General features: G+C 47.6%; 15 protein-coding genes and 1 pseudogene. 6 read left to right on the top strand and 10 right to left on the bottom strand.

The genetic code is table 11. The features are described 5' to 3' along the window. Positions 1–405: pseudogene (locus tag Q0389_RS00240) on the top strand (polyphosphate kinase 2); the annotation flags it as partial. Between the two features lie 144 nt (positions 406–549). On the opposite strand, the gene thrC reads toward Q0389_RS00240, so the two are convergent. From thrC to Q0389_RS00210, 6 genes are read right to left on the bottom strand one after another with little or no spacing between them, the layout of a single operon-like run. Next, positions 550–2,019, bottom strand: coding sequence for a threonine synthase (gene thrC / locus Q0389_RS00235; protein ID WP_298690231.1), 1,470 nt, complete (start codon positions 2,017–2,019; stop codon positions 550–552). Between the two features lie 55 nt (positions 2,020–2,074). Next, positions 2,075–2,926, bottom strand: a complete 852-nt coding sequence (argB, locus tag Q0389_RS00230; protein WP_298690228.1) for an acetylglutamate kinase — start codon at positions 2,924–2,926, stop codon at positions 2,075–2,077. After that, positions 2,910–3,824, bottom strand: a complete 915-nt coding sequence (locus tag Q0389_RS00225; protein ID WP_298690225.1) for a tetraacyldisaccharide 4'-kinase — start codon at positions 3,822–3,824, stop codon at positions 2,910–2,912. The genes argB and Q0389_RS00225 overlap by 17 nt, the downstream gene beginning before the upstream one ends. Further along, positions 3,821–4,939: a DegT/DnrJ/EryC1/StrS aminotransferase family protein gene (locus tag Q0389_RS00220; protein ID WP_298690222.1), complete on the bottom strand. Its 1,119-nt coding sequence runs from the start codon at positions 4,937–4,939 to the stop codon at positions 3,821–3,823. The genes Q0389_RS00225 and Q0389_RS00220 overlap by 4 nt, the downstream gene beginning before the upstream one ends. A gap of 14 nt (positions 4,940–4,953) precedes the next feature. Continuing rightward, on the bottom strand, positions 4,954–5,754 hold the full coding sequence (locus Q0389_RS00215; protein ID WP_298690219.1) for an NAD+ synthase: 801 nt from the start codon (positions 5,752–5,754) through the stop codon (positions 4,954–4,956). 59 nt (positions 5,755–5,813) lie between these two features. Continuing rightward, positions 5,814–6,626, bottom strand: a complete 813-nt coding sequence (locus Q0389_RS00210) for a ferritin-like domain-containing protein (protein ID WP_298690216.1) — start codon at positions 6,624–6,626, stop codon at positions 5,814–5,816. A gap of 61 nt (positions 6,627–6,687) precedes the next feature. Between Q0389_RS00210 and Q0389_RS00205 the strand changes: the two genes are divergently transcribed. Further along, a complete protein-coding gene (locus Q0389_RS00205) occupies positions 6,688–6,951 on the top strand; it encodes a GIY-YIG nuclease family protein (protein ID WP_298690213.1) in 264 nt (87 codons plus the stop codon). Further along, positions 6,936–7,700, top strand: a complete 765-nt coding sequence (locus Q0389_RS00200) for a transglutaminase family protein (protein ID WP_298690211.1) — start codon at positions 6,936–6,938, stop codon at positions 7,698–7,700. The genes Q0389_RS00205 and Q0389_RS00200 overlap by 16 nt, the downstream gene beginning before the upstream one ends. A gap of 105 nt (positions 7,701–7,805) precedes the next feature. Here the strand turns inward: Q0389_RS00200 and Q0389_RS00195 are convergent, their stop codons facing one another. Next, the gene (locus tag Q0389_RS00195; RefSeq protein WP_298690208.1) at positions 7,806–8,198 is read right to left on the bottom strand and encodes a type II toxin-antitoxin system PemK/MazF family toxin; all 393 of its coding nucleotides are present in this window, start codon (positions 8,196–8,198) and stop codon (positions 7,806–7,808) included. A 134-nt stretch (positions 8,199–8,332) separates the two neighbouring features. Here Q0389_RS00195 and Q0389_RS00190 point away from each other — a divergent pair, with 134 nt between their 5' ends. Beyond that, positions 8,333–8,926, top strand: coding sequence for an MBL fold metallo-hydrolase (locus Q0389_RS00190; RefSeq protein ID WP_298690206.1), 594 nt, complete (start codon positions 8,333–8,335; stop codon positions 8,924–8,926). Positions 8,927–8,928: 2 nt separating this feature from the next. On the opposite strand, the gene Q0389_RS00185 is transcribed toward Q0389_RS00190, so the two are convergent. Both Q0389_RS00185 and cmoB read right to left on the bottom strand, forming a co-directional pair. Then, a complete protein-coding gene (locus tag Q0389_RS00185; RefSeq protein WP_298690203.1) occupies positions 8,929–9,402 on the bottom strand; it encodes a hotdog domain-containing protein in 474 nt (157 codons plus the stop codon). A gap of 2 nt (positions 9,403–9,404) precedes the next feature. Further along, positions 9,405–10,298, bottom strand: a complete 894-nt coding sequence (gene cmoB / locus Q0389_RS00180; protein WP_298690200.1) for a tRNA 5-methoxyuridine(34)/uridine 5-oxyacetic acid(34) synthase CmoB — start codon at positions 10,296–10,298, stop codon at positions 9,405–9,407. Between the two features lie 63 nt (positions 10,299–10,361). On the opposite strand from cmoB, the gene Q0389_RS00175 reads away from it, so the two are divergent. Together Q0389_RS00175 and Q0389_RS00170 are read left to right on the top strand one after the other, a co-directional pair. Continuing rightward, positions 10,362–11,246 carry a cation diffusion facilitator family transporter gene (locus Q0389_RS00175; protein WP_298690197.1) on the top strand — a complete coding sequence of 295 codons (885 nt, stop codon included), beginning with the start codon at positions 10,362–10,364 and terminating at the stop codon, positions 11,244–11,246. 66 nt (positions 11,247–11,312) lie between these two features. Next, on the top strand, positions 11,313–11,873 hold the full coding sequence (locus Q0389_RS00170; RefSeq protein WP_298690194.1) for a DUF3365 domain-containing protein: 561 nt from the start codon (positions 11,313–11,315) through the stop codon (positions 11,871–11,873). Positions 11,874–11,877: 4 nt separating this feature from the next. Here the strand turns inward: Q0389_RS00170 and Q0389_RS00165 are convergent, their stop codons facing one another. Then, on the bottom strand, positions 11,878–12,327 hold the full coding sequence (locus Q0389_RS00165) for a CZB domain-containing protein (RefSeq protein ID WP_298690191.1): 450 nt from the start codon (positions 12,325–12,327) through the stop codon (positions 11,878–11,880). Positions 12,328–12,356 lie beyond the last annotated feature (29 nt).

The following is a 12,356-nucleotide window of genomic DNA, read 5'->3' as shown; positions in this document are numbered from 1 at the left end:
AATTCCGGAATCGTCCTCTATAAATTCTATTTCTCCGTCTCCAAAAACGAGCAGGCGCTACGGTTTAAAGAGCGCAAAACCGATCCGTTGAAACAGTTCAAACTCTCTCCCGTCGATGCCAAATCCCAAGAGATGTGGGATAAGTATACGATCGCCAAATATTCGATGCTCCTCGCTTCGCATACCGAGCATGCACCGTGGATCATAATCCGTTCCGACAGCAAGAAAAAAGCCCGTATTAATTGCATTAAGTACATTCTATCACGGATCGATTATCCTAAAAAACCTAAAGCCTCTAAGCTCAAAACCTCCGATAAAATCCTTCTGGGAGGAGATCAGGAACTCAAACTGATGGAGACGGGTATGTCTTTGAAGAAAAACGACGAAATGAATGAAAGGGGGTAAAAAGGATGAAAGTAACGCTTATGACACTTTTGCTTTCGTTGAGTTCGGTCATGATGCTCGGCGGATGTGAAAAAACCGACTATCAGCATCCGATGCATCGCAACGGCAGTAAATAATCTCCCTCCTAGCGGGGGCGAGATCATTTTACAGAAACGACAAAATCTCTTTTTCGATATCTTCTTTCTCGATGACGACCGGTTGAGCAATCGGTTTGGAAAACAACTCTTTAATCATGTTCGGTATCGGCATTTTTGCCGTTTTAGAGATCGACTCAAGTGCATCCAGATCGCGAGAATCAACTTCTCCGCTCAACGCATTTGCGATAGTAGGAGAAAATTTCGTCCATTCAGCCGTCGAATAGACAATCGTTTTGATTTTCTGCGTCGCACAGCAATCAAACGCTTTGAAACAGGTCGCCGTATGCGGGTCCATTAGATATCCGTGATCGAATGCTTCTTTGATATACCCTTTGCCTTCCGCACCGTTACAATAATCGGCGGCAAATACTTTTTGTAGCTTCATCGTTTCATCATCGCTCAGTGCGTAAAAACGGTTGCTTTCCAGCGCACTCATCAGCTCTTTGGTCCGCTCTGCGCCGAAAAAGTCGTATAAAATCCGCTCGACGTTGCTCGATATCAAAATATCCATCGCCGGTGATGTCGTCGCTACGACACTTTCGCCGCGTAAATCGTAACGGCCCGTATTGATAAGACGGGTTAGGACGTTGTTTTCATTGGATGCAATGATGATCTTCTCGACCGGAAGCCCCATCTTCATCGCATAAAATCCGCCCAAAGCGTTTCCGAAATTTCCGCTCGGAACATCCAGATAAACTTTTTCACCCACTTGGATCACGTTTTGGCGTACCAGTTCAAGATAACTGTGGATATGGTAGACGATCTGGAAAATGATCCGTCCGAAATTGACCGAATTGGCAGCGGAGAGGGAGATTTTTTTCGCTTTCAGCGCATCGTTGAATGTCGGAGAACTCAAAAGGCGTTTAAGAGCGCTTTGCGCATCGTCAAAATCCCCTTTGATTCCGATGACTTTCAGATTGGCCGCATCTTCGGTGACCATTTGCAAACGCTGTACATCCGACGTTCCTCCGTCAGGATAGAGACAGGCGACACGTACGTTCGGGCGGTTTTTGAATGTTTCCAAAGCCGCAGGACCGGTATCTCCGCTCGTCGCGGCGAGGATCAGATATTCCTCTCCTCTTTTTTGGGCAATCGATGAAAGAACAATTCCGAAAGGTTGAAGCGCCATATCTTTAAACGCCCGGGTAGGACCGTGATAAAGTTCGCTGACATACAGATCGTCACGCACTTTTACGACCGGAACCGGATTGGTCGGATCGTCAAATTTGTCGTACAGCGCCAACGCTTCGTCGATAACGCTCTCTTCGATATCGATCCCTAACGTCATCAGCATATCTTTTGCCAATACTTTATACGATGAGTTCAAATGTTTGGTCAAAAATGCTTCGCCGAGTTCTGGAAGCGCTTTAGGGACGTACAACCCGCCGAACGAAGCGATAGGGCTTAAAATCGCCTCTGAAAAGGTGATCTCCTGAGAATGGATTCCGTCATTTCCGCGTGTTTCTATAAATTTCATCATGCCACTTTTAAAAATTTTGTGCGATTATAGCAAAGCCGCTCTCACGACTTGCTTAGAGGGTGATTTCTGTCCCCACCCCTTCGGAAGTGAAGAGTTCAAGCAAGATCGCATGTTCGATCCGCCCGTCGATGATATGGGCTTTTTTAACTCCGTTATCGACCGCTTCGAGACACGCATCCACTTTCGGTACCATCCCGCCGTGGATCGTTCCATCTGCTTTTAGCCCTTCCACTTCGGCTTCGGTCAATGTTGAAAGAAGCTCTTTATCCTTATTCAACACTCCTGATGTATCGGTCATAAAAATCACTTTGCACGCGCCGATCGCACCGGCAATCGCCGATGCCGCAAGATCGGCATTGATGTTATATCCCGGATGTCCGACGACGGCATCCGCACCGATCGGAGCGATAACGGGGATAAACCCTTCGCGCAATAGATTATGGATCACTTCGGATTTGACGTTTTCTACCCGTCCCGTCAAACCGAATTTCGCTTCGTCTTTCGGTTTAGCTTTTAGAAAATGGGCATCTTTTCCGCTGATACCGATCGCTTTTGCCCCGTAAGAGTTCAACAACGATGTGATCTCTTTGTTGATTTCACCGCTGAGTACCATCTCGACGATCCGCATGACGTCAGGGGTACTGACCCGTTCGCCGTCGATGAATTCCGTCGGTATTTTCAAATCGCTCAAAAGCTGACTGATACGGCTTCCCCCTCCGTGAACGATGACGACCTTTACACCGACGAGGTGCAACAAAACGATATCCTGGGCAAATTTCGCTTTGAGTTCATCCGAACTTTGTGCCGAACCGCCGTATTTGATCACGACGATCTCGTCACGGAATTCTTTGATGAACGGCATCGCGTCCATCAACGTTTTTACGGTATCAATTTTGCGCTGCATGCACATAATCCTTTACAAGTGATATCAACGCTTCATCCAGTTCCAATGAGAGGTCCATGACGGAGACGCTGAGATTAAAAGGCGCTATTTTAACCAAGTCTTTCTGAGTTACCAAGAGACTCGTCGCTCCCGTACGTTCGAGAATCCCTTCCAATTCTCCCTGGGTAAAAAAATGGTGATCTTCGAAATAGACTTTCTCGATGACATCCGGTAAAAAGGGATCCAAACGCTCGGGTCTGGCGATAGCGGTAACGAGCACCATTTTATCGGTCGGATCGATAATCGTGACACGGCGGGAAAATGTCTCTCCCTCACGAAGATGAACCGCTTTTTTCCCCGACCACAGTTTCTCGCGGTATGGACCGGAGGGGAGACAAAAACGATTCGGTGTCGCGACATCGATCACCAAATCCAGTTTTTGAATAGAGTGTTTTCCGTATCCGTCATCCAAAAAGACCACTTCGCATCCCATCGATGCCGCTTCGGCGATTCCCCGTTCACGGATTTCGCTGACAATGACCGTCGTATTGGAAAGAGCATGGGCATAGAGCATCGCTTCATCACCGCTTTGGACGACGTCGCACAGAATCGTCGCTTTGTCTTTGACTACTACCATGCCGCGGCTGCGACGTCCGTATCCGCGCAAGACGATTGCCGATTTTTCAAAACGTTTTGCCAACTCGATGACGACGGGCGTTTTTCCACTCCCCCCGACCGTCAGATTTCCGACGCTCACGATCGGGATAGGGAATGTTTTAGGGGTAGTTCGGCGGTACCGCAGGTAGGCGATCAGACAATAGAGGCCGCTGAGCGGCAAAAGGAGCCAGGAGAGGATTTTTTGGACAAAAGAGGGGCGATAAAGATACCGTTCGCCCCATGTTATCCAGAAACGTTTCAAACCCGTGTCGAAGCTACATCCAAGATTGCATCACAAATCTCTTCGACATCATCATCGCTCAATGCGGCATAATTCGGAATCGAGAGGACTTGTTGGTAATTGCGCAACGCAATCGGAAAGTCGTTGACCCGCAACGAATATTTCGCTTTATAATAGCTCAGCAAATGCAGAGGAATATAATGCAGTCCGCACTCGATCCCTCGTGATGCCAGTTCGCGGGCGAAGGAGTCACGGTTTTTATCTACCTTGATAATGTACAAAGAATACGGATGTTCTTCGTTCGCAATCGGCAGTTTGATATGAGGAGCCTCTTTGAGGCGTTCATTGAATACCTCTGCGATTTCCCTTTGACGCTCGATGATCTCATCTTGTTTTTCCAACTGAACCAAAATCGTCGCCGCATCGAGCGGGCTCATCATGTATTGGCTTCCGATGTCGGTCACGTCATAGATATACCCCAAGCCTTCGTCATCGATCGTCATCGCATGGTGGCGCAGCAATTTTGCCCGTTCCATGATCTCTTCGTCATCGCATACGAGCATTCCGCCGTTGCAGACATTGCGGCGCAAATGGGGGCTGAAGTCGAAACAGGTGATATCCGCTCCCGTCGAACCGATCTTTTTCCCGTTATAAGTCGCACCCAGAGCATCGGACGCGTCTTCGACGATTTTTACATCGTAGAGTTTGGCGATCTCGTACAAACGATCGAGCTCGACGCTTTGTCCCGCGATATGCGAAACAATCACCGCTTTGAGTTTTTTCGACTTGTTTTCATGCAGATAACTCTCAAGTTTATCCAAATCGATCGTAAACGTATCGGGATTGATATCGATAAAAATCGGTTCGGCATCGAAATGGCGGACAACTTCCGGTACGGACGGATAGGCGTTGATCGAACAGATAACTTTGTCTCCCCGTTTCAGATCGATCGCCAGCATCGCCAAATGCAACGCTGCCGTTCCGTTTGATGCCGCCAATGCATACGAAGCGCCGATATACGATTCGAATGCCGCTTCCAAATCTTCGATGATATTAGGAGCTTCCCCGTCAAACACTTCATCAATTTTTTCACGTTCGTCTCCACCGACTTCGACACGATAAAATGGGATACTCATTTGCACTTCCTTATTCATAGGGTAATATCTCTGGGATAATTAAAATCATGATTGACCGTTCTGGAGGTCAATTTTGCGATTAACGGCATTTTCCGTTTGAACTGATTTTTATAGATTCGTTCGATGATCATATCGACTAATTTTGGATTTTCGCCACCGGCTACCATCTCTTCGCGTGTGTGACGCTCTTCTACGTAACGTTTTAACACACGATCGAGATCGGCATACGGATAACCGATTTCCGCCTCATCGCTCTGTCCGGCCCACAAATCCGCCGAAGGGGGTTTGGAAACGATACAGTCGGGAATTTCCAAATACCTTGCCAACTCAAACACTTCGGTTTTATACAAATCGCCGATCGGATTGAGCGCGCTTGCCAAATCCCCGTACAACGTCCCGTATCCCAGCATCAGTTCGCTTTTATTACTGGTTCCGAGGACTAAAGCCCCCTCACGCGCCGAAATATCGAACAATGTTACCATTCGTAACCGTGCCGAGAGGTTCCCGACCCGCAACGCCGACATTTCCGGAGTTTCATACGCCCGCAGCATCGGTTCGATGCTGCAGGTTTCAGAACGCAATCCGAACGCTTCGCACAATGTGTCCGCATCGTCCAGAGAACTTTGCGACGAGTAGTGCGAAGGCATTTTGACGCACAGCAGGTCATCTCCGAATGCACGGCTCGCCAATACGGCCGCTACCGCCGAATCTATCCCGCCGCTCAATCCGACAACGACTTTTTTAAGTCCTGTTTTACGGATTTCCTGACTGATAAACTCGCTTAGATACCGGCTGATCAGCGCGTATTTTCCCACTCTTGAACCTTATTTTCATATTAACAATTTGTATTATAACTTATTTCGGTAACGAAGCATCAACATATATTCGAACTGATTCGCGAGAGTTCACCCTCCGAAAATCCCGCCTCTTTGCGGGCGTCACAATTGACCGAAACCTTGCGGGGAAAACTTTGGGGATAATATTTTTCAATAATATCAAAATAGAGTTCGGTATCTTTTCCCTCACGTCTATACCCCTCTTCGAACCAACGGTCCCCTTTTCGGACATGATCGATCTCTTCGTCCAGAATCACGTGTAGCGCATCCATGATTTTTACGATCATAGGATCTTGACGAAACGGTTCGAGCTTGCGAAGTATCTGCGGCGTGGCATCGAGTCCGTTGGCTTCGAGATAACGCGGCACCACCGCCATCCTCTCGATCAGTTCCAACGTACGCTGCGAAGCCTCGAAGAGTGCGTCATGCACCGGATAGGCTCCGTAAAAACTCCCCAGCTCTCTGAGCAACCCTTCGATCATCTCGAAATGACGTATCTCATCATCTGCGACGCTCAGCCAGTCCGATTCGAACTCCGCCCCCAAATCACGAAAACGGTATACCGCATCGAGAGCGAGATCGATCGCACTGTATTCGATATGGGCGATCGCATGCAGCAGCAGCGTCTGGCCGTGGGGAGTGTTCAGCTTGGTACGTCTGGGGACCTCTTTAGGATCGATCACGGTACAAAATCCATGATAGGACGGGGCGGCAAACACAATGGGCGAGGTAGTCGCGTCGCGGGTCATCTCACCACGGCGGTAATGTGCGTAAAAATCTCTAAAAAGAGCAATTTTCCCCCGCGGATCGGGAGCATTCAATATATTTTCTAATGTGCTGTAGAGTTCCATGCGTATTATTATACCCTCCTCGTGTTCCATCCCGATCGTTATCTTTGCTATACTCTTTTGCATGAAACCGTCCGCAAAAGCCTACAGCCTCTATATCCTCAAATGCAGCGACGATACCTACTATACGGGGATTGCTCTAGACATCGATAAAAGAGTACATGAGCACAACACATCCGACAAAGGGGCGAAATATACCCGCTACCGCCGTCCCGTCACGTTGATGTATCAGGAGTCTCATCCCGATAAAAGTACGGCATTGAAACGGGAACGCGCGATCAAACGGATGAAACGAAGCGACAAAGAGGCACTATGGATCTGTGGCTAAAAATCGCGATCGTTCTCGTCATCGCTTTAGCGGTATACCGTGAAATTCTCAAATCGGCTAAAACCGCTTCCACACGCTCGGTCCAAACCTCCAAAGCCGGTTTTATGTCGATTATCGGCGTGGGGAGCGTCGTGGGAATATTCACCTACATAGGGATGTCTATAACATGGATCGAGACGCGCGATCTTCGAGCCTATCACCCTGAAAATTCTCCGCAATTTGTAAGCCTTTATGAGCGAGGGGTTATCGAGCTAAACGGTATGGTGATCAAAACCAATCTGGCGCGTGCGGGGGAACTCGCCCCTCTCGCCGAACAGCTGACCCAAGGATGCAACCGCGATGACGGATGCGAAGCCCAAAAGCTCTTCGACTACGTCACCGCCATCCCCTACCGCACCGACTACACGAGTAGAAATGCCCTCACCGTCGTCAAAAGCAATTGGGGAGACTGCGACGACAAATCAAACCTCTTCGCTTCACTGCTGAATGAGCGGGGGATCGATTACCGTTTCGTCTATGTCTCCCACCATGTTTTCGTCGCCGTCCACATAAGCGATACCCGTAATGTGCCGTTTCTGAATGCCAAACTGACCATCGGAGGCAAAGATTTCTATTATGCCGAGACGACGGCAAGCGGAGCAAGGATCGGAGAATTTAACGGACAGTTTCCGTACAGTTTCGAGGGGATATACGATATGAACAAAAACAAGCCCGAAGAGCTATCCAACGTCAAGTTTTCAATCGGATAATGGATTAGCTTTTGTCTTTGAATCGCTAAATATTTATTATTTGTGCTATAATTTCTCTACAAATTTCCTTCGGGACTACTCTTGGGGCAACCCAAGGGGAACAACTTATAACTTCATCAACTCTTTCAATCTCGTTTTCAGCTCATTAAAATCGTTTTCTTGGATCGTTCCCATTTTACGTTCAAGCCGTTTTGCATCAAACAACCGCACTTGCGAGAGGATAGCGTAGCTCTTTTTTCCCTCAATAAATGAAAACGGATAGTGAAACATATCCTCTTTAACTACACTGGTTAGAGGTACACCGATAAAACTGTGTTTGCTAAATTTGCGTAAAACCAAAACGGGACGGATGAAGTCTTCTCCTTTGCCATCTTGTTCAAATCCGACATTACTCCCCATCGTCGAGACGTAAATCTCACGTTCGCGGAAATGGGCTAATTGTGTTTTGGAATGAATCGTTTTTTTAGTCTCGTTCCATTCATCAAATCGTTTGCTCACACTTTCCCCTCATCGTTGGTTAGGCTGATCCATTATTGCTATCTCGTCTTCAGTGTCTAAGATATGGGCATTATAGCAAAGGATAATGCCCCTCTCCCATTTATGCTACAATCCGACTAAAAAAGAGTATCTTTATGGAAATCCTAAAAAGAGCGATGGGCGATTATCAAACCAACTGTTATATCGTAAAAATCGACGGCAAAGAGATCATCATCGATCCGGGGATGGGGGCAACCGAATGGGTGATGGCAAACGTCCAAAATCCTATCGCCATTTTAAATACCCACGGTCATTTCGACCATGTCTGGAGCAACAGCGCTCTGCAAGAAAAGCTTGAGATTCCTCTCTATACCCCGAAAGGGGACGTGATGCTGTTGCAAAACAGCACATGGATGCCCGGACTTCCCCCCTCCACTCCCGATGTTACGGTCGATGGGGATCAGGTATTTGAAATCGGCGGGATCGAGGTGAAATTTCACCATTTTCCGGGCCACTGTCCGGGATGTTCGATGATCGAGATCGGCGATGCGATATTCAGCGGAGATTTTTTGTTTGAAGGTTCCATCGGGCGGTGGGATTTTCCCTATTCCGACGGTGAAGCGATGCGCCAAAGCCTCAAAAAGTTTGCGACATGGACGATCGATAAACCGCTCTATCCGGGGCACGGAAATCCAACCACCGTGCGTGCGGAACAAAGAAACGTAGAGTATTGGCTACGAATGATCTAGCCTCACCCTTCGACATTTTTCATCAAATCGAGGCGCAGTACGTGGCGCTCGGTTACGACGGTTTTAAATTCCCCTTCGAAGACTTTGATATCATGAACGAATCCGCGAACGGTCACATTGCGTTTACGTCCCTCTTTTTGATGTTCGGTCGCTTCGAACGTTACCCTGTCTCCGACCCTAACAGGAGCCAAAAACAAACAGTTGCACGAGGCTAATACCACATTCGGTTCATTGACAGCCGCCATGGCCGCAAAATCGGCGGCACTGAAGATAAATCCTCCGTGTACCAATCCCACCTCATCGGCTCGCATCACTTCGGTCGTTTCCAAAACGATCTTTGCATACCCGCTATCAAGCTGAGCTACTTCTCCGCTGTAAACCGTATTGATCCGCTCATGCGTATTGAGTGCCGTATGCTGATTGGTCGCGATCTGTATCGACTCTTCTTCCATCGATTCCGGTTGACTTTTTGCCAAAACTACCCCTTTTTGATTCGTACATATCCGCGTATCGGTGCCGGATATCCCTCTATGGTTTTGCTATTATCGTCCGGATCGAGAAAATCTTCAAGGCTATGCGATTCGATCCAATCCGTTTTACGCTGTTCATCCGAGGTCGTACGCACGGCTCCCAACACTTCAAACGATTTGAATCCGGCACGCAGACACCAATTTTCCAACGCTTTAAGCGTCGGTACGAAATAGACGTTCGTTATCTTCGAATAGCTCTCGCTCGGACAAAGCGCATACGGTTCGTCTCCTTCGATGATAAACGTATCGAGATAGATTTCACCCCCCTCTTCGAGCCCTTGACGCAAACTTTTCAGCATTGCTACGGGATCGCTTCGGTGGTACAGGACTCCCAGACAAAAAATGACGTCGAATTTCTCTTCGTAAAACGGCAGATGTTCCACTCCCAAGAGTTCGTAGACGATGTCGCTTTTGACGAAACGGTTAATCAGATCGAATTGCGATTTAAACAGTGCGGAAGGGTCAAATCCGACCACTTTGGTCGGAGTGTCTTCGAGGAAACGGAACATATAATAGCCGTTGTTGCATCCGATATCGGCGACTTTTTTTCCGTGCAGATTGAAATGGGGACGGAGAAAATTGTATTTGAGGTCTGAGCGCCACTCCGTATCAATAAATAGGCCGAAAAGGTCGAACGGCCCTTTTCGCCACGGCATCATCATCCGAGCGATCCGTTCCACTTCCGCCATATCGACCGGTTCTTCGGTTTTCAGTTCGACCGTATTGCCTAATGTTACGGCCGCATCGAATGAAGGGAGTTTTTCCAATGCTTCGCGTAACGGAGCGATATTCTTCCATTTCATCCATTCGGAGCGTTCCCGACGAACCGCTTCTAAATCCACTCTTCTCTCCTTGACATTTACTGATAAGTGTTAATTTTAGCCATCTTTCGCTAAAATCCCCCTATGCGTATAGAAAAAAAAGCCACCCTTGTTTCCAGTTCCGTCGCCTTTCTCCTCGTCGCCTTTAAACTGACGGTAGGCGTTATCAGCGGCTCCGTAGCCGTACTGGCCTCTGCCATCGACTCATTGCTCGATCTCGTCGTCTCAGCATTCAATTATTTCGCTTTGCACAACTCGGACAAAGAACCGGACGAAAAATTCAATTTCGGACGTCGTAAACTCGAACCTCTCGCAGCCGTCATCGAAGGCACCATCATCTCCCTTTCGGCACTCTTTATCCTCTACGAAGCCGTTTCCAAAATGGTGCAGGGAAGCACTATCACCCATCTCAACGCTTCTTTGATCGTCATGATCGCTTCTTTGGTTATAACCGCCGCATTGGTTTTGTTTTTAAAATTCGTTGCCGCTAAAACGGGAAATATGGTAATCAAGGCAGATGCGCTGCACTACCAGACCGACCTTCTCAGCAACGGCGCCGTTTTGGCATCACTTGCGTTTATCTCTTTAACCGATTATACGATTATCGACCCGATACTGGGGATAGGCATCAGCGCTTATATGCTCTATTCCGCTTTCCCGCTCATCAAAGAGGGGATTATGATGCTTCTTGATGCCGCACTCGATCCCCAAAGCGTCGCCAAAATCAACACCATCCTCAATTCGCAGCTTGATATCAGCAGTCATCACGATCTGCGTACCCGTCAATCGGGATCGGAAATTTACATCAGCGTTCACGTTGTCTTCAGCATCAGTACATCTTTGTACGATGCCCATATGGTGGGAGATAAAATCGAGTTGGCATTTAAAAATCTCTTTCCCGACAATACCGTCTACTCGCTCATTCACCTCGATCCGTATGACGATTCTGAAGAGCTTAACTTACATTGAGAAGGTCAAAATAAGCCCATATTAAATCCGTTATAATTATGATAAAAATAATATAAGGATATACATATGATCAAAGTTTCTTTTGTTTCTCTCCTTGTAGCAGCCACTCTCTCCGCTGCACCCCTCGCAGATCAGGAATCGACGGTTCAAAAAGCTTCTGCCGCCTCCAATGCGCTCCTCCAACGCTTAGGAAGCGAGTTGGTCGGACAAATGCAAAACGGCGGTCCGATGGCGGCTCTGCACTTTTGTTCGCAAAATGCCCTTCACCTGACCGATCAAATCGGAAAAGAGCACAACCTCTCCATAAAGCGGGTCAGTCTCGAAAACCGCAATCCGATCAATATGCCGTCATCCGCGGAAAAATCGGTTTTGGAACGATGGAAAAAAATGCAGGAGAGCGGAGCGCCGCTTCCTCCCTATGAACTGACTACCCAAAACGGATCCTACAGCTATTATAAACCGATCACCATCGCAAAGGAAGCCTGTTTGAAATGTCATGGGGATATCAGCGGTAATACAGCACTCTATAAAGCGATTAAAGAGCTCTATCCGGAAGATAAAGCTACCGGATACAAGATGGGAGATTTACGCGGAATGATCGTCGTAACGATCCCGGAAAAGCACTAAAGATTTATACGAAGCTCCCCTCTTGGAGGGCGAATAATCTGCGTTCCAGCCGTTCTATAGCGGCGATGAGTTTTTCAGAAGTCGCTTTTAGCTGTGTGTAGTAATCTTTTGCGATATCGTGATTCATCGGAGAGATTTTTTTCTTTGTTCCGAATAATTTTGAAATAAACGATCGGTCGTCATCGCTAAAATAAATTTTAAAAATCTTCATATACGTATCATGCAGCTCGAAATGGAGCGTCTCAATCTCTTTGAGACAATCCATACTCGGCATCATGTTTAGCCGCTGCCCTTCCCCGTAAAACCATTGTCCGAATTTGCACTCGGTACAGCTAACCGGAACCTGCTCTTTTTCGACAGGGAGCCCCTCGATCAGTGCATGGGCACGATGCACCCATGTAATATGAGCTTTTTTGGCATTTCGAAGGTGTGTAAGAGTTTCTTCTTTTTTCATACGGTTTATCCCTTGCATCTGAAAATCGT

The organism is uncultured Sulfuricurvum sp., from assembly GCF_937936435.1.
In the GTDB taxonomy this organism is placed as follows: Bacteria; Campylobacterota; Campylobacteria; order Campylobacterales; family Sulfurimonadaceae; genus Sulfuricurvum.
Note: the sequence above shows the minus strand (reverse complement) of the source record. Positions and strands in the feature narration are given on the sequence as shown.